This window comes from Vibrio salinus, assembly GCF_021272385.1.
Lineage (GTDB): Bacteria > Pseudomonadota > Gammaproteobacteria > Enterobacterales > Vibrionaceae > Vibrio > Vibrio salinus.
The window spans coordinates 1,597,331-1,621,662 of the sequence record NZ_JAJSDZ010000010.1; the positions used below are offsets into that span (position 1 = coordinate 1,597,331).

General features: G+C 44.6%; 24 protein-coding genes. 15 read left to right on the plus strand and 9 right to left on the minus strand.

Annotated features, from left to right (window positions below):
* The first annotated feature begins 17 nt into the window (after positions 1-17).
* Both pheT and ihfA read left to right on the plus strand, forming a co-directional pair.
* Complete coding sequence (pheT, locus tag LRQ06_RS20815) at positions 18-2,402, plus strand: phenylalanine--tRNA ligase subunit beta (RefSeq protein WP_232768944.1); 2,385 nt, start codon at positions 18-20, stop codon at positions 2,400-2,402.
* Positions 2,403-2,815: 413 nt separating this feature from the next.
* Positions 2,816-3,109 (plus strand): integration host factor subunit alpha, encoded by a 294-nt coding sequence (gene ihfA / locus LRQ06_RS20820; RefSeq protein ID WP_232768945.1) that lies wholly within the window; start codon positions 2,816-2,818, stop codon positions 3,107-3,109.
* Positions 3,110-3,203: 94 nt separating this feature from the next.
* Here the strand turns inward: ihfA and purT are convergent, their stop codons facing one another.
* From purT to sbcB, 5 genes are all read right to left on the minus strand, one after another.
* A complete protein-coding gene (gene purT, locus LRQ06_RS20825) occupies positions 3,204-4,379 on the minus strand; it encodes a formate-dependent phosphoribosylglycinamide formyltransferase (RefSeq protein WP_232768946.1) in 1,176 nt (391 codons plus the stop codon).
* A gap of 181 nt (positions 4,380-4,560) precedes the next feature.
* Positions 4,561-5,397 (minus strand): cytidine deaminase, encoded by an 837-nt coding sequence (gene cdd / locus LRQ06_RS20830; RefSeq protein WP_232768947.1) that lies wholly within the window; start codon positions 5,395-5,397, stop codon positions 4,561-4,563.
* A 127-nt stretch (positions 5,398-5,524) separates the two neighbouring features.
* On the minus strand, positions 5,525-6,211 hold the full coding sequence (locus LRQ06_RS20835; protein ID WP_232768948.1) for an LrgB family protein: 687 nt from the start codon (positions 6,209-6,211) through the stop codon (positions 5,525-5,527).
* 1 nt (position 6,212) lies between these two features.
* A complete protein-coding gene (locus tag LRQ06_RS20840; RefSeq protein ID WP_232768949.1) occupies positions 6,213-6,578 on the minus strand; it encodes a CidA/LrgA family protein in 366 nt (121 codons plus the stop codon).
* Between the two features lie 40 nt (positions 6,579-6,618).
* On the minus strand, positions 6,619-8,073 hold the full coding sequence (sbcB, locus tag LRQ06_RS20845) for an exodeoxyribonuclease I (protein WP_232768950.1): 1,455 nt from the start codon (positions 8,071-8,073) through the stop codon (positions 6,619-6,621).
* 314 nt (positions 8,074-8,387) lie between these two features.
* Here sbcB and LRQ06_RS20850 point away from each other — a divergent pair, with 314 nt between their 5' ends.
* From LRQ06_RS20850 to btuD, 7 genes are all read left to right on the plus strand, one after another.
* Positions 8,388-9,101, plus strand: a complete 714-nt coding sequence (locus LRQ06_RS20850; protein WP_232768951.1) for a dienelactone hydrolase family protein — start codon at positions 8,388-8,390, stop codon at positions 9,099-9,101.
* 127 nt (positions 9,102-9,228) lie between these two features.
* Positions 9,229-10,260, plus strand: a complete 1,032-nt coding sequence (cobT, locus tag LRQ06_RS20855) for a nicotinate-nucleotide--dimethylbenzimidazole phosphoribosyltransferase (RefSeq protein ID WP_232769030.1) — start codon at positions 9,229-9,231, stop codon at positions 10,258-10,260.
* 6 nt (positions 10,261-10,266) lie between these two features.
* Positions 10,267-10,812 carry a bifunctional adenosylcobinamide kinase/adenosylcobinamide-phosphate guanylyltransferase gene (gene cobU / locus LRQ06_RS20860; protein ID WP_232768952.1) on the plus strand — a complete coding sequence of 182 codons (546 nt, stop codon included), beginning with the start codon at positions 10,267-10,269 and terminating at the stop codon, positions 10,810-10,812.
* Positions 10,809-11,417, plus strand: a complete 609-nt coding sequence (locus LRQ06_RS20865) for a histidine phosphatase family protein (protein ID WP_232768953.1) — start codon at positions 10,809-10,811, stop codon at positions 11,415-11,417. Before cobU ends, LRQ06_RS20865 begins: the two co-directional genes overlap by 4 nt.
* Positions 11,418-11,525: 108 nt before the next feature.
* The gene (locus LRQ06_RS20870) at positions 11,526-12,479 is read left to right on the plus strand and encodes a succinylglutamate desuccinylase/aspartoacylase domain-containing protein (RefSeq protein ID WP_232768954.1); all 954 of its coding nucleotides are present in this window, start codon (positions 11,526-11,528) and stop codon (positions 12,477-12,479) included.
* A gap of 73 nt (positions 12,480-12,552) precedes the next feature.
* Positions 12,553-13,548: a vitamin B12 ABC transporter permease BtuC gene (gene btuC / locus LRQ06_RS20875; RefSeq protein WP_232768955.1), complete on the plus strand. Its 996-nt coding sequence runs from the start codon at positions 12,553-12,555 to the stop codon at positions 13,546-13,548.
* The gene (gene btuD / locus LRQ06_RS20880) at positions 13,535-14,290 is read left to right on the plus strand and encodes a vitamin B12 ABC transporter ATP-binding protein BtuD (protein ID WP_232768956.1); all 756 of its coding nucleotides are present in this window, start codon (positions 13,535-13,537) and stop codon (positions 14,288-14,290) included. Before btuC ends, btuD begins: the two co-directional genes overlap by 14 nt.
* Before the next feature lie 222 nt (positions 14,291-14,512).
* Here btuD and LRQ06_RS20885 read toward each other — a convergent pair whose 3' ends face one another.
* The 4 genes from LRQ06_RS20885 to LRQ06_RS20900 all read right to left on the minus strand — a co-directional run bounded on the left by LRQ06_RS20885 (position 14,513) and on the right by LRQ06_RS20900 (position 17,592).
* A complete protein-coding gene (locus LRQ06_RS20885) occupies positions 14,513-15,091 on the minus strand; it encodes a nucleoside triphosphate pyrophosphohydrolase family protein (protein ID WP_232768957.1) in 579 nt (192 codons plus the stop codon).
* A 37-nt stretch (positions 15,092-15,128) separates the two neighbouring features.
* On the minus strand, positions 15,129-15,479 hold the full coding sequence (locus LRQ06_RS20890) for a DUF2750 domain-containing protein (protein WP_232768958.1): 351 nt from the start codon (positions 15,477-15,479) through the stop codon (positions 15,129-15,131).
* A gap of 145 nt (positions 15,480-15,624) precedes the next feature.
* Positions 15,625-16,275 (minus strand): OmpA family protein, encoded by a 651-nt coding sequence (locus LRQ06_RS20895; protein ID WP_232768959.1) that lies wholly within the window; start codon positions 16,273-16,275, stop codon positions 15,625-15,627.
* A gap of 3 nt (positions 16,276-16,278) precedes the next feature.
* The gene (locus tag LRQ06_RS20900; RefSeq protein WP_238484037.1) at positions 16,279-17,592 is read right to left on the minus strand and encodes a TolC family outer membrane protein; all 1,314 of its coding nucleotides are present in this window, start codon (positions 17,590-17,592) and stop codon (positions 16,279-16,281) included.
* 371 nt (positions 17,593-17,963) lie between these two features.
* Between LRQ06_RS20900 and LRQ06_RS20905 the strand changes: the two genes are divergently transcribed.
* From LRQ06_RS20905 to LRQ06_RS20930, 6 genes are all read left to right on the plus strand, one after another.
* Positions 17,964-21,155, plus strand: coding sequence for a beta strand repeat-containing protein (locus LRQ06_RS20905; RefSeq protein WP_232768960.1), 3,192 nt, complete (start codon positions 17,964-17,966; stop codon positions 21,153-21,155).
* Positions 21,152-22,189, plus strand: a complete 1,038-nt coding sequence (locus LRQ06_RS20910) for an autotransporter outer membrane beta-barrel domain-containing protein (protein ID WP_232768961.1) — start codon at positions 21,152-21,154, stop codon at positions 22,187-22,189. The genes LRQ06_RS20905 and LRQ06_RS20910 overlap by 4 nt, the downstream gene beginning before the upstream one ends.
* Positions 22,152-22,490: a hypothetical protein gene (locus tag LRQ06_RS20915; protein ID WP_232768962.1), complete on the plus strand. Its 339-nt coding sequence runs from the start codon at positions 22,152-22,154 to the stop codon at positions 22,488-22,490. Before LRQ06_RS20910 ends, LRQ06_RS20915 begins: the two co-directional genes overlap by 38 nt.
* Before the next feature lie 25 nt (positions 22,491-22,515).
* The gene (locus LRQ06_RS20920) at positions 22,516-23,085 is read left to right on the plus strand and encodes a hypothetical protein (RefSeq protein ID WP_232768963.1); all 570 of its coding nucleotides are present in this window, start codon (positions 22,516-22,518) and stop codon (positions 23,083-23,085) included.
* Positions 23,086-23,218: 133 nt separating this feature from the next.
* Positions 23,219-23,485, plus strand: a complete 267-nt coding sequence (locus LRQ06_RS20925) for a hypothetical protein (RefSeq protein ID WP_232768964.1) — start codon at positions 23,219-23,221, stop codon at positions 23,483-23,485.
* Positions 23,464-24,117: a hypothetical protein gene (locus LRQ06_RS20930; RefSeq protein ID WP_232768965.1), complete on the plus strand. Its 654-nt coding sequence runs from the start codon at positions 23,464-23,466 to the stop codon at positions 24,115-24,117. The genes LRQ06_RS20925 and LRQ06_RS20930 overlap by 22 nt, the downstream gene beginning before the upstream one ends.
* The last annotated feature ends 215 nt before the right edge of the window (positions 24,118-24,332 follow it).

Below are 24,332 nucleotides of genomic sequence, written 5' to 3' on the forward strand. Positions count from 1 at the left end.
TTCAGGGGTAATTAAGAATGAAATTCAGCGAATCATGGCTTCGTGAGTGGGTGAATCCGTCGATTACCACTGACGAGCTAACTCATCAGATCACAATGGCTGGTCTTGAAGTAGATGATGTACTGCCTGTCGCAGGTACATTTACAGGTGTAAAAGTTGGGCAGGTTGTTGAATGTGCTCAACATCCGGATGCAGATAAATTACGTGTTACTAAGGTTGATATCGGTGAAAATGAATTACTGGATATTGTCTGTGGTGCACCAAATTGTCGTCAGGGATTAAAGGTAGCTGTTGCTACCGTTGGTGCTGTTTTGCCTGGTGATTTTAAAATAAAAAAAGCCAAACTTCGTGGGCAGCCCAGTCACGGTATGTTGTGTTCATTTAGCGAGCTTGGTATTGATGTTGAGTCAAATGGCATCATGGAATTATCTAATGATGCAGAAATCGGACAGGATTTCCGGGCATTTTTAGGTCTGGATGACGTGACAGTCGACGTTGATTTGACAGCAAACCGTGCAGACTGTTTTAGTATCCGCGGTCTGGCAAGAGAAGTGGGCGTTTTAAATCGTTTGGATGTCAGCTATCCTGAGATTAAAGATGTTGATGCCACAATTGATGATGCTCCATCGATAGAAGTCCTTGCGCCTTCTGCATGCCCTCGTTATCTGGGACGCATTATTAGAAATGTGAATGTACAGGCCGAAACGCCACTTTGGATGCAGGAAAAACTACGTCGTTGTGGTATTCGTTCCATTGACCCTGTTGTTGATATTACTAACTATGTTCTTCTGGAACAGGGTCAGCCAATGCATGCATTCGATCTGTCGAAGATTGATGGTGGTATTCGTGTCAGAATGGCCGAAGAAGGAGAGAAACTGACCCTTCTTGATGGTAATGAAGTGACATTAACACCCGATACATTAGTTGTTGGCGATCATAAACAGGCCTTGGCCCTTGCCGGTATTTTCGGTGGTGAGCATTCAGGTGTGAATGAAGATGCGAAAGACATTCTTTTAGAGTGCGCCTTCTTTTCTCCTGAAGCCATTCGCGGAAGGGCAAGATCTTATGGTTTACATACCGAATCCTCTTTGCGTTACGAAAGAGGTGTTGATTACTCTCTTCAGAATGATGCTGTTACCCGTGCTACTCAGCTTATTGTTGATATCTGCGGTGGTGACGTTGGCCCGGTTGTTGCCGTTGAATCTGATGACAACCTTCCAACTACGAACAAAGTGACGTTACGTCGTATTAAACTGGATGCTCTGTTGGGTCATTCTATTTCAGATGCTGAAGTGGTAGAAATACTGGAACGCCTTGGTATGGCTGTTGAAGTAACGGATGAGGGATGGGCAGCCACGGCTCCAACCTGGCGTTTTGATATCGCCATTGAACAAGATCTGATCGAAGAAATTGGTCGTATCTATGGCTACGATAATATTCCTAATCAGGCACCATTGGCAGCTTTGACGATGAATTTCCACAAAGAAGCTAATATGCCACTGAAACGTGTCAGAGATTTACTTGTTGATCGTGGTTATCACGAAGCGATTACTTACAGCTTCGTTGAGCCAGAGCAGCAAAAATTGTTTGTTGCTGATGTGGAGCCGTTAGTGTTGCCTAATCCAATTTCGGCTGACATGTCCGCTATGAGACTTGGGTTGATGCAAGGTTTGTTGAATACCGTTGTGCGCAATCAGAAACGTCAACAACCCCGGGTTCGCCTGTTTGAATATGGCCTGAGATTTACGCCTGATCAACATGCGGAAAATGGTATGCGTCAGGAGCCGATTCTGGCTGGCGTTATTTCCGGTACCCGTTCTGATGAGCACTGGAATATTGAAAGTGAGACGGTTGATTTCTTTGATTTGAAAGGTGATTTAGAGGCTGTTTTAGAACTGACATCTAATCATAATTTTGAGTTTGCGACGGTAAAACACCCTGCACTTCATCCGGGGCAGAGCGCGGCAGTATTGTTAAGTGGTAAACCTGTTGGTGTTATCGGAACTGTACATCCTGAGGTTGAACGTAAACTTGGTCTGAATGGTCGCACCATCGTTTTCGAAATTGAGTGGAATGCGATAAGTCAGAGGGTTGTGCCTGAAGCGGCTTCATTGAGTAAATTTCCGTCAAACCGACGCGATATTGCTTTGGTTGTTGCTGATGAAGTTCCATCTGGTGATGTTGTTATGGCTTGTAAATCTTCTGCAAGCCCGCTTGTAACCGGAGCGAAACTGTTTGATGTATATGTTGGTAAAGGGGTTGAAGAAGGTAAGAAAAGTTTAGCTATTGCCTTAACGCTTCAATCAACTGAACGTACTCTGGAAGAAGCAGAAATTAGCGAAGCAGTGGAAACTGTGGTTAATGAGATGCATGCAAAATTTTCTGCGACACTTCGCGACTAAATTTTGAAAAAACGGATGATAAAAATGGACTGCAATGCGGTCCATTTTTTATTTTATCTTGTCTCATTTTTGAGAAGTTCTTTATTTTTCAGAAATTTATAAATCAGTCTTTAGACGTATTTCACAAAATTGGATTCTGATTAAAATTACTGTTTTTATTGAATACCATAGAATATTATTCCTGTTAATTATTATTTCACAGAGATTATATCCATATGGTCTGGTTTAAAATATTGTTCAATGATTAATCAGTAGCACAAATTGGACACGATTGTTATTAAAAAAGTTGGCGTAAATCATAAGGTTGGCTTACACTTTTGTAGTGTTACTTGTCATTAAGGTCTGACAGTAGACTACTGCTTTGGTGCTGTTGTAGAACAGTAAGGTTCAACATAGCTTTGAGGAAAAGTTTTATGGCGCTTACAAAGGCCGATTTGGCTGAAAACCTGTTCGAGAAACTCGAATTTAGTAAAAGGGATGCCAAGGAAACGGTTGAAGTGTTTTTTGAAGAAATTCGGAAAGCACTGGAAAATGGCGAACAGGTAAAACTATCAGGTTTTGGTAATTTTGATTTAAGAGATAAAAACGAACGGCCTGGAAGAAATCCAAAAACGGGGGAAGACATTCCAATTACGGCTAGACGGGTTGTTACGTTTAGACCTGGTCAAAAGTTAAAAGCTCGGGTGGAAAGTATTAAGCCAGAATAAAAAGAAATTCTAAGCTGGTACTGTGAAAAAAGGCCTGTAAAAAGGCCTTTTTGATTTTATCTGAACGTGATAACTGTATTTTAAGAGATAGATATTAGTAAATAATATCTATCTTATTTGCACACTCGATTGCTTTTGCTTTTGCCTTATTGATTGTCTCATCTGTTGCAAGGGTAACGCCCAGACGACGTTTACCATTAATATCAGGTTTTCCAAACAGGCGTAACTGACAGTTTGTGATTGATAAAGCATCGGCTATGCCATTGTATTTCAGATCTTCTGAACAACCATTGCCCAGCAAAGCGACAGAAGCAGCGGATGAAATTTGTTGTATTGGCCCGATAGGAAGTTCCAGAAACGCTCTGACATGAAGAGCAAATTCAGATAAGTTCTGTGAAACCAGGGTGACCAGGCCTGTATCATGAGGACGTGGGGAGACTTCATTGAATATTACATTATCGCCTTTAATGAAAAGTTCGACACCGAAGATCCCGTAACCACCGAGAGCATCCACGATTTTTCCTGCAACCTCCTGTGCATTGGCTTTCGCCTGAGGAGACATAATCTGAGGTTGCCATGATTCACGGTAGTCACCATCTTCCTGACGATGCCCGATAGGTTCACAGAAATGAATGCCATCTGTCGCTCTGACGGTTAGTTGTGTTATTTCGTAGTCAAAATCAATAAACCCTTCAACAATAACCTTTCCGGCACCACTACGGCCTCCTTCCTGTGCATAATTCCAGGCGGATTTAACATCATTTTGAGACTTTATTATGCTTTGTCCTTTGCCTGACGAACTCATTACCGGTTTTACTACACAAGGAATACCGACAGTCTCAACGGAATTACAAAACTCTTCATAGGATTCAGAAAAAGAATAAGGTGATGTCGGTAAATTGAGCTGTTCAGCTGCCAGGCGGCGAATACCTTCTCTGTTCATCGTTAACAGGGTTGCATTTGCATTTGGTACAACATTAATTCCATTTCGCTCGACTTCGACAAGCACTTCTGTGGCAATAGCTTCGACTTCCGGAACGATAAAGTCCGGTTTCTCTTTGTTGATGACGGAACGAAGCTCATGTGCATCAAGCATATTGAATACAATAGATCTGTGAGCTATTTGCATTGCAGGTGCATTCTCATATCGGTCACAGGCAATAACTTCTAAGCCTAGACGTTGGCATTCAATTGCTACTTCTTTACCCAGTTCACCGGAACCAAGGAGCAGGACTTTTGTTGCTGAGTTTGCTGTTGCTGTCCCTAACATAAACCACTACCTTACTATCATGACTAAACCGGAGCAGATGATACCTAAAAAAACACACAAAGCAAACGTTTGCGTCGTTTGTCTGACGTATATTTTGTTTTTTAACTTTGTCAGGAACACTTTCAGATAAAAGCCTTATTTACAAGAGTACTGTGTAAATAAGGCACAGAAATCAGGTTTTCTACTTAAAGTCTTCAACCTGATGAAATGTTGCATTTGGAAGTATGACTGAGCAGAGTAATTTTGTGATTTGCCCGTGCTTTACTTTGTTGCCTTTATTCTCAGTGAGTAAGACATCGGAGACATCTGCTAATTGATTGCCATGAAGTAAACACATTATTAGTGCCGATTGTAATGGCGGTAGGCTTGGATTAAACGCTGCATTTTCAGCATAGGCACCGGCATACTGTGTTCCGTCTTTCATTGTCAGTACGACGGCAGAAGGGCTATGTGTGTAGGGGGAGTAACTGCGGGAGAGCGCTGATTCCAGCTCAGAGTGACCCTCAGTGGATTTATTGGCCATTAAAGCGGTATGAACCCCCAAATCTTGTGGGCCAAAATCTTCCGGGAGGAGTGAGGTGAGCTTGCTACCAGGTTTACCCTTGACCCACACATTGAGTTCTTTTGACGTTGTAATTTCATTCAGAAACTGTCGGCAATGGCCACAGGGGCTTGCACTGACAAATATGTCTGAAATACCGGTTTCGCCATTCATCCATGCATTATTAAATGCCGCTTGTTCCGCGTGAATTGTCTGCCCGATAGCCGATTCTGAAAATTCCATATTGGCACCAAAATAAAGTGTTCCGGACAGGCCTTTTACGATAGCTCCAACAGAAAATCCAGAGAGAGGAACATGAGCTAAAGATGCCGCTAGTGGCAGAAGCGCAAAGCATAGCTCAGGTTCGCTTGTTTTAAACTCTTCGAGCAGTTGATATTTTAATTTATGCTCAATGGCACAAACAGTGGTCGTGTTTTCTGAAAGAAAACGCTCGGTTAAACGCTGTGTAATTGTCATTCTTATGCCTGAATCTGCATTTTTGTATAGATAGATTATACAGACCTTTGGGCATATTCTGATACTAAGATCACTATTTTATGATGTACGCTATTTGATATTTCACTTAATAGCGATCTAAATCTCACTAATTTAAGAGATGAAATAACCACATGGCAAATGCAAGATAGAGGGGCGCCAGTATGGATGTAATGACACCACATAAAACCAAAGCCAGAGAGCTGAATGCTGCATCTCTAGGATCTCTTTCTGCACAAGCCGATGTCCCCAGAGCGTGAGACACCGTTCCCATGGTTAACCCTCGGGCAACCGGGTGTTTTATTTTAATAATATTACAGATAGGGTAACCAAGAATTGCTCCGAATAATCCTGCCAGTAATACTAATATTGCGGCGATGGAGGGCTCGCCACCAAGCTGACTAGCGACTTCCATAGCAATAGGGGTTGTAATTGATTTGGTTAGCAGCTCTGCGATAAGTGGTATGTCGGCATGAAGTAAAACTGCGATAATACTAGCGGTAATCATTGATAATGAGCTGCCGACCAGGCATGACGTGATGATAAGCTTCCAGTTGGCCCGTATTTGAGGTAGTTGTTCATACAAAGGAAAAGCCAGAGCGACAACGGCAGGCTGGAGTAAAAAACTTATCCATGAATTTTGAGCATAATAAGTATCAAACGGAATGTGAAAAGACATTAAAACAGTTATCAATACAATGATACTGATTAGCAATGGATTGAAAACAGGTGAATTAATTTTTTGAGCGATCCATTTAACCGCATAAAATACTGCAACAGTTAGAACAAACCACATATCAATCCCCTTTTCTAGATAAATATTTATCAAGGATAAGTCCAAGTGTCACCATCACGATCAGCGAACCGCCAATGACACTGGCCACAATTGGAATGACGTTACTCATCAGAGTATCAAGGTGGACCATTAATCCGACACTAATAGGAACAAATAGAAACATCATGTGCCGGATAAACAAACTGGCTCCCGGGCGAATCCACTCGACTTTGAAAATACCGGAGGCCAGTAAAACAAACAGAAGAAGCATTCCAATGATACTGCCTGGAATTGCAATACCTAGTGCGCTTTGAATCGAATTCCCGACGAACAGGGAACCAAAAATGAGAAATAAGGAAATGAGATAATGAAAAAGTGTTTTTATCATTTTATTTCAACCACATTATGATAAATAAAAAAACAATCAGTCAGTCTGTTAAATTAAGAACATATCTATAAACGGATTTCAGGACATTTAATTTGTCTGGTTGGTTCTCATATTGAGTTACAAGATTTTCAAGATTATTCATATAGTTGTGTATATGTCCTTCAAAATAGTTCTGGCAATGACTCTGCCATTTCTGTTGTTCTTGTAATGTTAATGTCCAGGGATAATTTCTTGCCCGGTAACGAAACAGAAGCGGTTCGATTCTGGCATCCTCAAAAGTAAGATTCAGACTGCCCAGAGCATCCGGATGAGTTTCACGTATGATGTCCATTGCTGCTTTATCCGTATCGGAGAAGAAACCGTCGTAGAGTTGCTCGTCGATATCTTTGGTTGGGAATTCATTATTTTCACTGAAAATCTCTGTTACTTTTTCTCGAATCTCCGGGTGTTGCCGGATAAGGGCTAAATTTTCCAGGCATTGCTGCCTGTTTATACCAATTTGTTGGGCATTCTCCGCCGTTAACGTTTTTGCCGGTGCCAGTATCGGACATTTATTCAGATGAATAAGTTTAATCGGGACGGGCAATTCAGAATCGGATAATTCTTCTTTCTTTGTGTATAGCCTTTTGCGCAGTTCTTCAGAGGTCATCGAAATCAACAGTTCTGGTGATTTCGCCAAATCAACGGCAATTACGGCATTTGAGTTTCCGGGGTGCCAGGCCAGAGGCACAACCCAACTGGTATATTGGCATTCACGCCCAAACATACCTGACACATGGACGAGTGGTGTCAGGTTTACAATGTCGACCAGGGTATTGAGTTTGCGTTTTTGTCTGTTCTCAAAAAAATAATTGAGCAGTTTGGGTTGAGCCGATTTTACTTTTTTTGCTATTTCTATCGTTGCGATTACATCTGCCATTGCATCATGTGCATTACTGTGCTCAATCCCATTTGCAACGGAGAGATGTTCAAGCTTGAAACTGATGAAACCATCTTCATTTTCAGGCCATTGAATACCGTCTGGTCTGAGTGCATAGCATGCCCGCATGACATCAAGCATATCCCACCTTGAATTACCGTTTTTCCATGCCCAGGCATAGGGATCCAGAAAATTGCGATAGCAGGTATAACGGGTTACTTCGTCATCAAACCGAATGTTGTTATAGCCGACGCTGGTGGTATTCGGACAAGACAAGGCATCGTAAATTTTGCTGATAAATTTAGGTTCCGGTAAGCCTTTTTGTATCGCTACCTGAGGAGTAATACCGGTGACCAGTGCTGCTTCCGGTGCAGGTAGGTAGTCGTGAGGTGGCTGGCAATAAATAACCAAAGGTTCTTCGATTATATTAAAATCGGCATCTGTTCTGACTCCCGCAAACTGGCAAGGTCGATCTTTTGCCGGACTTACACCCCAGGTTTCATAGTCAAAAAAGAAGAATGTCGGTTTTTCTCCCTTTTTTTGAGTCCCTTTTTGCTCAAATTCTGAATTATTCAAAGTAACCCTTAATATAAAATGGATTCTGTCTGTTTTATTTGTTGTCTGTTCGGGCTTTTTTATTGCACTACATAGCACGAAGGCAATACTAAATGCGGCCATTATCTTCTAATACCGGGGTAGATTCAATGGGAGCAAAGTAGGTTCAGATAAAGCAAGGCTGGCTGTATTATTGAGATTTCGTTATAAATGTTCTAACAGGATACAGGATACAGGATACAGGATACAGGATACAGGATACAGGATACAGGATACAGGGTTCGGGTCAGTCTACGAAAAGTAGAACACACATAACAATCAATGAGGAAGAAAGGATGATTCAGCAAAAGCAACATATTTACACGGAAGGTGATACCACCATGCACGGACAATTTATCTGGGATGATCAACAAACGACACCGGTGCCCGGTATACTAATTGCGCCAGCGTTTTGTGGGATTACTTCATTCTTCGTTGAACGAGGGAAAGAACTGGTTGCACAGGGGTATTCCGTTCTTGTTGTTGACTATTATGGGGATGGGCGTTCGACTACCTCTCCGGAAGAGGCAACATTATGGAAGAGCGAACTTGATGAAAACCGACATGTCTTGTGTCAGAGAATGCTTGCCGCGTTGAATGCGCTTCGTGGGATTGATGGCGTGGACGAGCAACGGATTGGAGCAATGGGCTATTGCTTTGGTGGCAAGGGGGTACTTGATTTGGCTCGTAGTGGCGAATCTTTCACTGCCGTAGTCTCTCTCCATGGGGTCTATGACGCTCCGGTCTCTGATAATGCGGACATACCGGAGATTAAGCCTTCGGTGCTGATTCTACATGGGTATGACGACCCTTTATCTCCACCAGACTCGCTCGATACCCTCTGCCAGGAATTGTCAGAACGGTGTTCAGATTGGCAAATTCTGACATTTGGTCATACCGGACATTCTTTTACTAACCCCAAAGCGAACAATCCAGGCTTTGCTTTTCAGGCTCGATCAACTAATCGCTCGTGGAAGGCATTGACCCATTTTTTCGCTGAAATGATTTAGTTTCTGTAGGGAATAAGCTGTCACTATTAGAGGGAATGAGCATAGAGAAGACGTATTTTCCTGTGGTATTTATCAAATGGCTGAGTACACTGGAAGGATTAACTCATTAATCAGAAAAGAGAAAACCATGTTGGAGACAAAATATTTAGCTGACATCAAGCATCGTATTGATCAAAAAACAAAGCCTCTTGGTTCTTTGGGCATTTTAGAGCAGTTGGCAACAAAATTAGCATTGATTCAGTCTCAGGGGAAAGAGAGTACGGTAGATCATATTGACGTAACAAAACCAACCGTCCTGGTATTTGCCGGTGACCATGGTGTCGCTGATGAAGGTGTGAGTATCGCTCCAAGTGAGGTCACTTATCAGATGGTCATGAACTTTTTAGCCGGAGGAGCCGGAGTAAACTGTTTCTGCCGTAGTAATGATGTGGCGATGAAGGTAATCGATTGTGGCATCATGATTCCGGTTGACCGTCCGCAGGATGAGATATTTGTTTTGCAACGACTTGGAGAGCGTACAGAAAACTTCGCTCACAAACCAGCTATGACATCAGAGCAGGTGAAACAGGGGTTGGATCTGGGTGAGCGGATCGTCGCTGATACTATCGAATCGGGTTCTAATCTGGTTATGTTTGGTGAAATGGGTATTGCCAATACAACCAGTGCAGCAGCAATTCTTGCGTCTATTACTCAAAGTAATCCTGAGGCGTGCGTTGGACTTGGTACCGGAATAAATCCAGAGCAATATGCGACTAAACTTGCGATTGTTACTAAAGCGGCAGAGCAAAATAAAGATGTGGACCTGCTGACAGTGCTTGCGAATGTCGGAGGTTATGAAATTGTCCAAATGGTTGGCGCTTTTTTAGGTGCAGGAAGGAAGAAAACCCCCGTTTTGGTTGATGGTTTTATTGTGACTGTCTCTGCTTATGTTGCGTCTTTAATTGAGCCTGAATGCAGAGAATATATGATTTTCTCACATCAGTCGGAAGAATCCGGCCATAAGTTGGTTTTGAGTAAAATGGAAGCGAAGCCATTGCTTTCTCTAGGGCTAAGACTTGGCGAAGGAACAGGGGCCGTTCTGGCTGTTCCATTACTCCGTTCTGCCTGTGAATTTTATAATACAATGGCGAGTTTTGATGAAGCTGGTGTGACGGTGTAACTAATAATGTCAACATACCTTATTCTGGGCGGAGCACGTAGCGGGAAATCACGTTTTGCGGAAAGTATTGTTTCCAGGTTGTATTCTGAAGAGCCGCATACTCGTCTTCACTATGTCGCGACCGCTATTGCTTTTGATGCTGAGATGAAAGAGCGGATTACCGAGCATCAAAAAAGGCGAGGTTCCGAATGGATTGAACATGAATGTCCGACAGAACTTGCATCGAAGTTACAAACATTTCAGCGAAGTGATGTGGTATTAGTTGATTGTCTGACCATCTGGTTGAATAACATTATTTATAATGACGGAAATGACATTTCTCAGAACGAAGTTCAGGATAAAGTTCAGGAACTTGTCAGAGTCCTCTCAGATTCCGAAGCCAGTTATGTTCTGGTGTCGAATGAAGTTGGACTTGGGGTTGTCCCTATGGGCAAGATTACCCGGCTGTTTGTTGATAACGCCGGCTGGATGAATCAGGCTATTGCCGGTGTTGTAGACAATGTCTTCCTGGTGTCTGCCGGGCTCCCGTTAGTCTTGAAGGGGGCGTTGTGAGAAAAATTAACGTCTGGTTATTAAGGCATGGGAAAACGGAAGGAGCAGCAGCATTGAATGGCCAGTTTGACGCTAAAGTTCCGGTGACGACGCAACAGGAAATTCATCAGAAGCTTCATGCGGCAGAGGTCAGTTTTTCGACGATTATCAGCTCGCCACTTTCCCGCTGTCTGTCTCTGGGGAAGTTAATCTCAGATTCGGAACATAAAACGTTGAGGGTTCATCCCGATTTGGGTGAAATGAATTTTGGTGTTTATGACGGAGTGCCTTTTGATCGTATCCCTCAAGATGAATGGGGTACGCTTGACCGCTTCTGGCAGGATCCTCAGGCAAATCCATTACCTGAGGCAGAAACATTAGAGCATTTCTATCACAGGATTTCTGTCACCTGGGAAGGAGTTATCTCGGGTCTGGATCAAGACTTATTAATTATTACTCATGGCGGTGTTATTCGTATGATTCTGGCTAACGTTTTGGGTTTCCCCTGGAATAATGCTTCTTTATTTACTCGGTTAACGATTTCCAATCAGTCATTGACCCATTTTGAAATTGTTATGGACAGAAAGCCTTTCGTTACTGTGAAAAGTATCGGCGTCACATTGTGAGCGATTCGATTCACGTAATAAACAACGTCATGATACTATTAGTTTTTACACGTAATTCTACCATCTCAATGTGTTGTCTTTAGTTTTTGTTAAGATTCAGGTGTAAGCATGTGCAGCAAGTTATTTGAACAGTCCTTTTTAAACGACAGTCTATATCTGACGGCCAGACTGGAGAAAGAGGAGAAAACCGTCTCGAATGATGTCAGAGTTGTTTTACATGATGCTGGCGTTTTTGAAATTATTCCTTCGGAAGTTAGTGATGAGACTCCCCATTTGCTGGTAACCTGCTGTGCATCCGCAAAGAATGCATCACATCTTAGTTTTATTGATTCCCTTCTTGATGACGTTATTAGTGGTTTTCAGAAGGTAAAAATACATTGTCTGTTTATTTTAAATGAGATTTCTGACGGTCTTCCGGTTACTCTTGATGATGCTTTGCAGAACTACGTGAAAGCTTTTTGGAGTGGGATTAATCCGCAGAAAGGGCTTTATCTGGATATTACGATTAATGACCGTTCATCGATTTATCCAACCGTTGCGTATAGTCCCAAAGTCCGGGCGCCGGTTCGTTCATCCCGTTTGTTTGAATTCTTTGAATTATCGCATATTGATGCTGTTGTCTTGCACAATGCACCAACACAGACGCTCACCTGGAATATTGCCAATCAGTTTGAGGTTGATTCAGCTCAAATTGAATTATCCGTAAAAGCCGCTGAGATCAGTCAAAGAAGAAATCAAGGGTTTGAACTAACCCTTCGGGATTTTATGGCACAAGAGAAGAGCGAACATATACCGAAAGCCCCTAAATATTTCAGAGTAACAAGGACCATTGTCAAACAGCATAATGAGTTCCGTTTTTTATTTTCGTCTGAGCTTCCGAATTTTACCCGGTTTAAACATGGTGAGGTATTTGGTATGGACGGAGAAAAGCCGTTGATGGCAAAAAATGATGGTGAAGCGGTGTTATTTCCTGATAGCACGGTATCTGTTGGAGATATTGCCGCTATTATGGTGTTTGATGTACTACCGAGATATGAAGAAAGTCAGCTGATTTATGATTAATGAGCTAAATTTTCTTTCTATTCGTTTTTTTAACAGGTAATGTTATCTGAAATAAAATTTTAGTTTTCAGATAATGGATTTTTATCAGCTTACTCAACGACAGAGACAGAAATGGTTAAAAGCTATCTGTCTCTTTTTTATTACTCTTATTGTCTTTTCATTTGTCTATCTCATGTTTGGGGAAGTGTTTATTTCTCCTTTATCACCTAAGTCATCATTTGAAATTCAGCTTATTACAGATTTAAGATTGCCCCGGTTATTGGCTGCAATCATGATTGGTGCGGCTTTATCCTTGTCTGGTGCAACTTTACAGATTTTGCTTGGGAATGGACTTGCCGAACCCGGTATCATCGGGGTATCGGGTGGCGCAAGTGTTGCAATGGTTATTCTTTTATTTATTTTTCCCATGTTTGCGACACCTGTTGGATTCATGATTAGTGCTATTATGGGGGCGCTCTTATTTACATTTATATTAGTTGCTATCGCCAGAGCGATGAGGCTGACCACAGCCCGTTTGTTGTTAGTTGGGGTGGCGATGGGAATTCTGGCAAGTTCGGTTGTGACCTGGTTTTTTTATTTCAGTGATGACTTAAGTTTACGCCTGCTCATTTATTGGTTAATGGGAAGTATTAGTGGAGTAACATGGAAGCAGCATTGGATAAGTTTAATTATGTTTCCTGCTGTGATTTGGGTCATGAGTAAAGGGAACTTGTTGGACCGACTGATGCTTGGTGAAGTTCACGCCCGTCAATTGGGTATAGATGTATATAAAGTACGTTGGCAGCTCATTATAGCTGTTGCTGTCTTAGTTGGTGGTTCCGTTGCTTTGGGTGGAATTATCGGGTTTATAGGTCTTATCGTCCCGCATCTTTTACGCCTGGCATTTGGTAGTGAAAATCGTTATTTATTGCCACTTACTGCAATCTCAGGAGCTTTACTGCTGGTTATGGCTGATTTATTGGCGAGAACGTTACTGGATTCTGCTGAATTGCCATTAGGTGTTGTAACAACAACGATTGGTGCCCCCGTATTTGTATGGATGCTGTTAAAAAATCATGATACATATTAAGAACGTTACTGTTGAGGGGCGTCTGGACAATGTTACTTTTGAGATTCCGGCCAATCAACAGGTACATATTATCGGACCTAACGGGAGTGGGAAGAGCACATTACTTGCTTCTCTTGCCGGGGTTATTTCGTATGAAGGTCAGATAATACTGAATAATACAGAGATAAGTACTTTTTCATTAGAAGAATTATCTAAGGTCAGAGCGTATCTGGCTCAGAATGAAAAGCCCGTATTCAATGTGACTGTCTATGAGTATTTAAGACTTTCATTACCCGTCCATGTCACATTATCACATAAGAAGGTCACGGATGTTGTGAGTCATTTGATTGATTTATTGAATGTCCGGGATAAATTAACATCGAGTATCCATCAGTTGTCTGGTGGAGAATGGCAACGGGTAAGAATTATCGGGTGCTGTTTACAGGTGTGGCCCGAACTGAATCCTGATGGGGAATTGTTGATTCTAGACGAACCGGCGGCACCTTTGGATATCGGACAGGAGAGGTATCTCTACTCTTTGCTTAACGAAGCGAAAGAGCAAGGATTGAGCGTTATTATGGCTAATCATGATTTGAATCGTTCTCTTCAGTATTCTGAGTATGTTGTTTTGCTGTCAGATTCAAAGTCCGTGTGTTGTGGTATGACCGATGAGGTTGTAACGGCAAAAACGATTCAGAACGTTTTCCATACCGGAGTTCAACAAATTGAAATTGAAGAAAAAAGACACTTAATTTTCGATTAATTTTGGTGCAATAAGCACAACCGTGGAGCAGTTAATTACCAATCAGCATGCTAGGGAAATTGCTTAATGGAAAAATTCCCTATTATTCATAGAGTTAATGGTTTTAAAAAAGTTGGCACACAATTGGCATTAATAAGAGTGATACATTCTCGTTCTTGTTAGGCTTTTTATAGTCTTCTTGCCATCTTGTTTAACAAGATGGCTTTTTTTTATTTAAAGGGATTATGATTTGAAAAATTGGGCCAGATCAGCAGGGCGATAATTAACTGATTTGAGAACCTTTCCTTTACGAATGGTTTTTTCTTCGCCAATAAAATCGGCAGAGCATTTTGCGATAATGTAAGCGCCTTTTTCACTTGGTGATATTGTGATGCCCTGATTTGAATAAAAATCTTCTGTTTGTTTATATTCATCAAAAGATTTACACACTTTGCTCATATTTGAGCTGTGAACTTCATCCCAGCAAGGAATAAAATCTATGCCACGGTTTTCTGCAACATTTAATAATAAGTCGATAATATAATTGATACCAAGGTTTGCTTCTATCGAGTTCATTCCCAGATGAACAAGACGTCCCATAAGTACATATACGGTATCAACAATGGCATCAGCCTGCTCAACAATATTGTCTGCCTGAGCTAGCTCCGTAAGTTCTTCAATTGCCAGTGAGGTATGCAGGGTGTCTGCGTTAGAGTCAAGGCTGTCCGGATCGGCGACTGGCAGATCGAATGTGGTTCTGAATTCAACGATATCCCGATATATGTGTTGGAAAATTTCCGGAGTTAATTTAGTTAGTTTCATAGTAATTGTCGTTCTTTGGTTAGTACTTCAAATAGTGTCAGAGATATTTTTTGGCTAATTCAACGGGTTCAATTTCTTTGCCTTCCAGGTTTTCATTCCAGTTAATTCCCAGAAGAATCCCATCTTCATCTAAGGTTATCAACCAGTCTTCAACGAAAATATCAAGTGGAATCTCTACAACGTCAAAATCACTCCATTCTTCAACATTATGAATTTCAGCATTTTCTTTGGCAGACCAAAATGGCATAACTTCGCTGTTTTCAAATTCTGCTGAGTCGCAAGACAACCAGCCTTCGTCATTTTTCAGTCCCCAGACAAGTTTTGTCGCTGTTGACTCTTCTATGAAGAGATCAAGATTTTTATTAACGTCATTAGTTAATTTAGACATGATTAATACCTCATATACAAAGTGTTTAGAGGGTATCATTGAAGAGAATAATTTCCCATACTTTAATACAGAAGAAAGCGCCACTATGGCGCCTTCGATGGGATTTCTGCTTCCATCCAACATTCGGTGTCGGAGAGACTTATGGTTAGTACGAATCAGCGTTTCTCGGAATTTTAGAGAAAATAGTCCATTGTTTTTCTACAACACGACCATTAGTGACAACGGTTGCGGTAACCCGTCTGTTCTTAGTTGCGGCAAATTCGGAATCATCATCGATTACCAGATTTGATTCACCATGTCCTACAATTCGGATTCTTGATGGTGCCACTCCATAATTAATTAGCCATTTTTTAACTTCCTGAGCTCGTTTTTCAGATAATTTCAAATTGCTATTTTCATCACCAACTTTGCTGGCGTAACCGTTAATCTCTATTGAGGTTGATGGGTAATCCGCCAGAAAAGCGGCCATCTCTTTTATCTGACCGGCGAAAATCGGATTTATAACGCTGGAATTATGTGCAAATAAAATATGGAGCTGTTTTTTTTCATTTTTGCCAAAAGTATGTCCGCAACCATTATTATTTATTTTTGCACCGGTTTCCGTTGACTCACATCGATCTCGTGCATTGATTACGCCGTCCTTATCAATATCATTCAAATCAGCAGACTGTTTTGTTGCCGGGGTTTGAATGTAACTATATTCGTCGGTCAATGTATTTTCTGAAAGGGATGTGCAGCCCGACATAATCAAAGCTACGATTATCGGAGCATAAATTCTGAATAGATTATTCATCATGCTCTATTCTACCTCCGAAACAGTCCATTTTTGTGGAATGTTTATTCGTAAAATATTGAGTAGATTGCCTAACGCATTATAGACGCGATACTTAGCATACTGATGGGAATATTTAGCACTTAGGTAGTCTTTTCGTGCCTCGAATAATTCGTTTTGGCTATTTAACAGATCTAACAATGTTCTCTGACCAATTTGATACTGTTTCTGATAGGCAATGACGGTATCAGAAACGGTGTCTACATGTTGAGACAGATAATTCATTTGTTTCTTAGTAAACTCTAATGAGTTCCACGATAAGGAAAGCCCTGCTTTAACCTGCCTGAACGTATCTTCTCTCAGATCTTTTGCTTTATTGAGTTTGTAAGCATTACTTTTTATGTCTGCGAGGTCAGAACCGCCTTTATACAGATTGTAATTCATTCTTAGCATTGCGGTCGTTTCGCTACTGCCTCCGACGTAACCTCCTGCATCATCACGAAGGCTGTGGCTCGCTTCAATTGAAAATGTCGGCATCGTTGGTGCTTTTGATTGTTTGTACTGATACTTTGCTGCAACGACGTCAAACTGAGCTACTTTGATAGTCGGATTCTGCTTAAATGCGATTTTGACTGCATTTTTCAATTTATCCGGCATTGGTTTCATGTCTACTTCAGGATAAATCAAGTGAGATGGGGCTTCCCCTACGTAACGCTCATATTCGGACTGAGAATCGAAGTAATTATTCTGAGCAGCTAAAACATTGGCTTCTGCTTTTGCTATACGGGCCTCAACCTGAGACACATCTGCTGTCGATCCAAGTCCGAGCTCTGCCTTACGTTTTATGTCAGCATAGATCTTTTTATGGATAGCCAGATTGTCTTCTGACAGAGCTAAAACTTCTTTGGCCTGATAAGTATCAAGATATATTTTCGCCACTTTTAATGCCATATCAGAGGCATCTGCTAATAGCTGGTATCTGTCCGATTCGGCTTCAGATTGAGTTCTGTGGATATTATTGGTCGTTGACGCGCCATCCCATATTAACTGGCTTAGGGAGATCGTCGCTTCTTTGCGGGTCAGATCCGTTGATTCTTTGGAATTGGATGAGGCAGGATCAATGCCTTCATAACCAATCCCGGCAGACAAATCGACTGAAGGCAGGTAAGCACCTTCTGCAGAATCGACATCGTGAATTCGGCTTTGGTACTGACTGAATGAACTTCTTAATTCCGGATTTGATGACAAAGTCAGGGCAATTGCCTGTTCAAGGGTATGAGAAAACACCTGAAAGCTGGTTAAAGTTGCAATTCCTACAAATAACTTTTGAAATGTGCTCAAAACATTTCTCCTGTTCGTCGATACAAAAAGCACAATATTTATAAGTATATACTGAAATATAGTAGATGATGACGTAACTTTCTGTTTGTCTTAGCTAAGGACGGCAGTTTATACAATAGAGTTTCATAAAAATATAGTCATAAAGAAGTGAAAATGATAAATGTATCAAAATGACAAAAAATTGCATAAATTTACATACAGATAACTTTATTGATAATCTTCTGACATAATTAACTTCTTTGACTGTTGGTATATGACAAAAAATGTTATCTTTGACATAATTTTGACATTGCTTTTATGTACTATTGTTACTTAGCTTTTTTAAAGCAATTGTTTTTCTCAAAGATTTAGAAGCTGTTTGAGGCGCTTGTATGGATTTAAAGTCTACAATCTCTTTTGCTAACTTAACCGAAAATCAACGCATTGCTATTGATGCCGAAGGTAATGTCACAATCATTGCTAAAGGGCAACCGGTACCCCCAGGTTACATTTTAGTTGAAAAGGGTCAGTTTGTTGAAGAGAATGCATCATCTGCTGGCCATGGCAGCTTTAATGCACATATTACAACGCCTGATAATCAAACTGTCGATATAAGCAAAGAAGTAAATCAAATTATTTCAGCCTTAGAAAATGGGGCAGATCCAACAGCATTAGGAAAGCAGTTTGCAGCGGCTGCCGGTAGTGCTGCTGGTTCAAGTCTGACCACCACAGCCTCGGTAGATTTTGATAATGATGAATTATTAGCCTCAACATCTTTTGATACTTCGAATGTCTCGGAGTTGAGTGGAACTCAGGTATCACTGACGCAGAGCCTTGCACTATTGCAAACATTAGTGACGACCACTGGCAGTGACTCAGATACTTCTTTTGGTTCAGATAGTAACTCGGATGGGACTATTGATGGTCCGTCAATCGAATTTACTGATAGTAACGGTGATGGATTAATAAATGGAAGTGAAACAGCTTCGATTATCGTTAATTTTGGTGAGGGAGTTACTTCTGGCTCAGCAATATTGACCATCAGTGATGAAGATAGCAGCACCAGTGACATTTTATTGACAGTAACGCTGGCTTCAGACGGTTCAGTTACCGCGTCCGATGATGCATCCAATACTTATATTGTGACGGATAATGGTGATGGTACCTATACCATTACCGGTATAGATGTCAGTGATTTATCGGATGGCACTTTAACAGCAGATACTACGTTTACTGATCAGGATAATAATACCTCTTCAGCAGAAGATACTGTTGAAAAAGACTCGGTTTTTGGAGACGGTAGCAGTGAAAATGAAGCATTTTCACCAACCGTCACCATATTAGATGACTCGGGTAATGATGGAAGTCGTTCTATTATCGGCAGCCGAGGCAGCAGTGATGATAGCTCTGATGATAATGTTATCAATGCAACTGAATTAGCCTCCCATGGTGATGGCGTCCAAATTAGTGTTGAGCTCGATGATACGACATTTGAGGATGGAGGATCTCTCACATTAGACATCACTAATGGTTCAGAAAGCGACTCTGTCACTATTAGTTTTTCTGATATGAGTCAGGATGATTCGGATACAGACTTATATACGTACACGGATAGTGATTCCGGTATGACATACAGTTATGACTCATCGAGCGGTACGATTACCTGGACAGAGACTGTTGCTGAAGGTGATAGTATTGCTGTCGCTGCTATACAGACTGACTCAGATGGCAATGAGTCTCAACAGGGTTCGGATAGTGCAGTTCTTGATACTGTGTTCGGGGATGGTAGTGATGGCAGTGGTGATTATTCACCTACAGTAACAATTACAGATGATTCAAATGATGATCATGTTATCAACAAAAGCGAATTAGGAAACGATGGTGTTCAGATCAACGTTTCTATAGATAGTTCTACCTTTGCTTCTGGTGGTTCTGTTACGTTGAATGTTACCAGTGGTTCTGAAATCGAGACAGTGAATTTCGGTCTGTCGGATATGCGGCAAGACAGTTCGGATTCGAGCTTATATACCTATACAGATAGTATCACCGGAATTACATATAGTTATAACACATCGAGTGGTACCATCAGTTGGTCGGAAAGCTCTCCTGCTCAGGGAGAAACTATTACTGTATCGGCAACACAAACTGACAGTGATGGTAATGAGTCCCTGGAAGGCAGTGATAATGCGGCAGCGGACACAGAAGTGAAAGCACCGACCATCACGCTAGAAAGCACAGGTGATGATGACATCTACAACAACGCGGAAGTGGGCGAAGATGGCACCGTGACGGCGACCATCAGCTTGCCAGACGACTTCGATGCGGCGAACGACACGTTGACCATCAACGGTGAAGAATACAGCTTGTCTGCGGATGAAATCGCCGCGGGTTCCGTGACAGTCGAAGTGGCTCCGGAAGGCACAGTGACCGCGCAAATCACCGATGCGGCGGGTAACACGTCGACGCAAGCGAGCGAGACAGCGGCGGCAGCGGACACAGAAGTGAAAGCACCGACCATCACGCTAGAAAGCACAGGTGATGATGACATCTACAACAACGCGGAAGTGGGCGAAGATGGCACCGTGACGGCGACCATCAGCTTGCCAGACGACTTCGATGCGGCGAACGACACGTTGACCATCAACGGTGAAGAATACAGCTTGTCTGCGGATGAAATCGCCGCGGGTTCCGTGACAGTCGAAGTGGCTCCGGAAGGCACAGTGACCGCGCAAATCACCGATGCGGCGGGTAACACGTCGACGCAAGCGAGCGAGACAGCGGCGGCAGCGGACACAGAAGTGAAAGCACCGACCATCACGCTAGAAAGCACAGGTGATGATGACATCTACAACAACGCGGAAGTGGGCGAAGATGGCACCGTGACGGCGACCATCAGCTTGCCAGACGACTTCGATGCGGCGAACGACACGTTGACCATCAACGGTGAAGAATACAGCTTGTCTGCGGATGAAATCGCCGCGGGTTCCGTGACAGTCGAAGTGGCTCCGGAAGGCACAGTGACCGCGCAAATCACCGATGCGGCGGGTAACACGTCGACGCAAGCGAGCGAGACAGCGGCGGCAGCGGACACAGAAGTGAAAGCACCGACCATCACGCTAGAAAGCACAGGTGATGATGACATCTACAACAACGCGGAAGTGGGCGAAGATGGCACCGTGACGGCGACCATCAGCTTGCCAGACGACTTCGATGCGGCGAACGACACGTTGACCATCAACGGTGAAGAATACAGCTTGTCTGCGGATGAAATCGCCGCGGGTTCCGTGACAGTCGAAGTGGCTCCGGAAGGCACAGTGACCGCGCAAATCACCGATGCGGCGGGTAACACGTCGACGCAAGCGAGCGAGACAGCGGCGGCAGCGGACACAGAAGTGAAAGCACCGACCATCACGCTAGAAAGCACAGGTGATGATGACATCTACAACAACGCGGAAGTGGGCGAAGATGGCACCGTGACGGCGACCATCAGCTTGCCAGACGACTTCGATGCGGCGAACGACACGTTGACCATCAACGGTGAAGAATACAGCTTGTCTGCGGATGAAATCGCCGCGGTTCCGTGACAGTCGAAGTGGCTCCGGAAGGCACAGTGACCGCGCAAATCACCGATGCGGCGGGTAACACGTCGACGCAAGCGAGCGAGACAGCGGCGGCAGCGGACACAGAAGTGAAAGCACCGACCATCACGCTAGAAAGCACAGGTGATGATGACATCTACAACAACGCGGAAGTGGGCGAAGATGGCACCGTGACGGCGACCATCAGCTTGCCAGACGACTTCGATGCGGCGAACGACACGTTGACCATCAACGGTGAAGAATACAGCTTGTCTGCGGATGAAATCGCCGCGGGTTCCGTGACAGTCGAAGTGGCTCCGGAAGGCACAGTGACCGCGCAAATCACCGATGCGGCGGGTAACACGTCGACGCAAGCGAGCGAGACAGCGGCGGCAGCGGACACAGAAGTGAAAGCACCGACCATCACGCTAGAAAGCACAGGTGATGATGACATCTACAACAACGCGGAAGTGGGCGAAGATGGCACCGTGACGGCGACCATCAGCTTGCCAGACGACTTCGATGCGGCGAACGACACGTTGACCATCAACGGTGAAGAATACAGCTTGTCTGCGGATGAAATCGCCGCGGGTTCCGTGACAGTCGAAGTGGCTCCGGAAGGCACAGTGACCGCGCAAATCACCGATGCGGCGGGTAACACGTCGACGCAAGCGAGCGAGACAGCGGCGGCAGCGGACACAGAAGTGAAAGCACCGACCATCACGCTAGAAAGCACAGGTGATGATGACATCTACAACAACGCGGAAGTGGGCGAAGATGGCACCGTGACGGCGACCATCAGCTTGCCAGACGACTTCGATGCGGCGAACGACACGTTGACCATCAACGGTGAAGAATACAGCTTGTCTGCGGATGAAATCGCCGCGGGTTCCGTGACAGTCGAAGTGGCTCCGGAAGGCACAGTGACCGCGCAAATCACCGATGCGGCGGGTAAACACGTCGACGCAAGCGAGCGAGACAGCGGCGGCAGCGGACACAGAAGTGAAAGCACCGACCATCACGCTAGAAAGCACAGGTGATGATGACATCTACAACAACGCGGAAGTGGGCGAAGATGGCACCGTGACGGCGACCATCAGCTTGCCAGACGACTTCGATGCGGCGAACGACACGTTGACCATCACGGTGAAGAATACAGCTTGTCTGCGGATTGAAATCGCCGCGGGTTTCCGTGACAGTCGAAGTGGCCTCCGGAAGGCACAGGTGACCGCGCAAATCACCGATGCGGCGGTAACACGTCGACGCAAGCGAGGCGAGACAGCGGCGGCAGCGGACACAGAAGTGAAAAGCACCGACCATCACGCTAGAAAGCACAGGTGATGATGACATCTACAACAACGCGGAAGTGGGCGAAGATGGCACCGTGACGGCGACCATCAGCTTGCCAGACGACTTCGATGCGGCGAACGACACGTTGACCATCAACGGTGAAGAATACAGCTTGTCTGCGGATGAAATCGCCGCGGGTTCCGTGACAGTCGAAGTGGCTCCGGAAGGCACAGTGACCGCGCAAATCACCGATGCGGCGGGTAACACGTCGACGCAAGCGAGCGAGACAGCGGCGGCAGCGGACACAGAAGTGAAAGCACCGACCATCACGCTAGAAAGCACAGGTGATGATGACATCTACAACAACGCGGAAGTGGGCGAAGATGGCACCGTGACGGCGACCATCAGCTTGCCAGACGACTTCGATGCGGCGAACGACACGTTGACCATCAACGGTGAAGAATACAGCTTGTCTGCGGATGAAATCGCCGCGGGTTCCGTGACAGTCGAAGTGGCTCCGGAAGGCACAGTGACCGCGCAAATCACCGATGCGGCGGGTAACACGTCGACGCAAGCGAGCGAGACAGCGGCGGCAGCGGACACAGAAGTGAAAAGCACCGACCATCACGCTAGAAAGCACAGGTGATGATGACATCTACAACAACGCGGAAGTGGGCGAAGATGCACCGTGACGGCGACCATCAGCTTGCCAGGACGACTTTCGATGCGGCGAACGACACGTTTGACCATCAACGGTGAAGAATACAGCTTGTCTGCGGATGAAATCGCCGCGGGGTTCCGTGACAGTCGAAGTGGCTCCGGAAGGCACAGTGACCGCGCAAATCACCGATGCGGCGGGTAACACGTCGACGCAAGCGAGCGAGACAGCGGCGGCAGCGGACACAGAAGTGAAAGCACCGACCATCACGCTAGAAAGCACAGGTGATGATGACATCTACAACAACGCGGAAGTGGGCGAAGATGGCACCGTGACGGCGACCAATCAGCTTGCCAGACGACTTCGATGCGGCGAACGACACGTTTGACCATCAACGGTGAAGAATACAGCTTGTCTGCGGATGAAATCGCCGCGGGTTCCGTGACAGTCGAAGTGGCTCCGGAAGGCACAGTGACCGCGCAAATCACCGATGCGGCGGGTAACACGTCGACGCAAGCGAGCGAGACAGCGGCGGCAGCGGACACAGAAGTGAAAGCACCGACCATCACGCTAGAAAGCACAGGTGATGATGACATCTACAACAACGCGGAAGTGGGCGAAGATGGCACCGTGACGGCGACCATCAGCTTGCCAGACGACTTCGATGCGGCGAACGACACGTTGACCATCAACGGTGAAGAATACAGCTTGTCTGCGGATGAAATCGCCGCGGGTTCCGTGACAGTCGAAGTGGCTCCGGAAGGCACAGTGACCGCGCAAATCACCGATGCGGCGGGTAACACGTCGACGCAAGCGAGCGAGACAGCGGCGGCAGCGGACACAGAAGTGAAAGCACCGACCATCACGCTAGAAAGCAGCGGTGATGATGACATCTACAACAACGCGGAAGTGGGCGAAGATGGCACCGTGACGGCGACCATCAGCTTGCCAGACGACTTCGATGCGGCGAACGACACGTTGACCATCAACGGTGAGAGAATACAGCTTGTCTGCGGATGAAATCGCCGCGGGTTCCGTGACAGTCGAAGTGGCTCCGGAAGGCACAGTGCCGCGCAAATCACCGATGCGGCGGGTAACACGTCGACGCAAGCGAGCGAGACAGCGCGGCAGGCGGACACAGAAGTGAAAGCACCGACCATCACGCTAGAAAGCACAGGTGATGATGACATCTACAACAACGCGGAAGTGGGCGAAGATGGCACCGTGACGGCGGA

Excerpts from the sequence above, each read along its gene's own strand:
- pheT (WP_232768944.1), top strand. The coding sequence starts at position 18 with ATGAAATTCAGCGAATCATGGCTTCGTGAGTGGGTGAATCCGTCGATT.
- ihfA (WP_232768945.1), top strand. The coding sequence starts at position 2,816 with ATGGCGCTTACAAAGGCCGATTTGGCTGAAAACCTGTTCGAGAAACTC.
- purT (WP_232768946.1), bottom strand. The coding sequence starts at position 4,379 with ATGTTAGGGACAGCAACAGCAAACTCAGCAACAAAAGTCCTGCTCCTT.
- cdd (WP_232768947.1), bottom strand. The coding sequence starts at position 5,397 with ATGACAATTACACAGCGTTTAACCGAGCGTTTTCTTTCAGAAAACACG.
- LRQ06_RS20835 (WP_232768948.1), bottom strand. The coding sequence starts at position 6,211 with ATGTGGTTTGTTCTAACTGTTGCAGTATTTTATGCGGTTAAATGGATC.
- LRQ06_RS20840 (WP_232768949.1), bottom strand. The coding sequence starts at position 6,578 with ATGATAAAAACACTTTTTCATTATCTCATTTCCTTATTTCTCATTTTT.
- LRQ06_RS20850 (WP_232768951.1), top strand. The coding sequence starts at position 8,388 with ATGATTCAGCAAAAGCAACATATTTACACGGAAGGTGATACCACCATG.
- cobT (WP_232769030.1), top strand. The coding sequence starts at position 9,229 with ATGTTGGAGACAAAATATTTAGCTGACATCAAGCATCGTATTGATCAA.
- cobU (WP_232768952.1), top strand. The coding sequence starts at position 10,267 with ATGTCAACATACCTTATTCTGGGCGGAGCACGTAGCGGGAAATCACGT.
- LRQ06_RS20870 (WP_232768954.1), top strand. The coding sequence starts at position 11,526 with ATGTGCAGCAAGTTATTTGAACAGTCCTTTTTAAACGACAGTCTATAT.
- btuC (WP_232768955.1), top strand. The coding sequence starts at position 12,553 with ATGGATTTTTATCAGCTTACTCAACGACAGAGACAGAAATGGTTAAAA.
- btuD (WP_232768956.1), top strand. The coding sequence starts at position 13,535 with ATGATACATATTAAGAACGTTACTGTTGAGGGGCGTCTGGACAATGTT.
- LRQ06_RS20885 (WP_232768957.1), bottom strand. The coding sequence starts at position 15,091 with ATGAAACTAACTAAATTAACTCCGGAAATTTTCCAACACATATATCGG.
- LRQ06_RS20890 (WP_232768958.1), bottom strand. The coding sequence starts at position 15,479 with ATGTCTAAATTAACTAATGACGTTAATAAAAATCTTGATCTCTTCATA.
- LRQ06_RS20895 (WP_232768959.1), bottom strand. The coding sequence starts at position 16,275 with ATGATGAATAATCTATTCAGAATTTATGCTCCGATAATCGTAGCTTTG.
- LRQ06_RS20905 (WP_232768960.1), top strand. The coding sequence starts at position 17,964 with ATGGATTTAAAGTCTACAATCTCTTTTGCTAACTTAACCGAAAATCAA.
- LRQ06_RS20925 (WP_232768964.1), top strand. The coding sequence starts at position 23,219 with ATGAAATCGCCGCGGGGTTCCGTGACAGTCGAAGTGGCTCCGGAAGGC.
- LRQ06_RS20930 (WP_232768965.1), top strand. The coding sequence starts at position 23,464 with ATGCGGCGAACGACACGTTTGACCATCAACGGTGAAGAATACAGCTTG.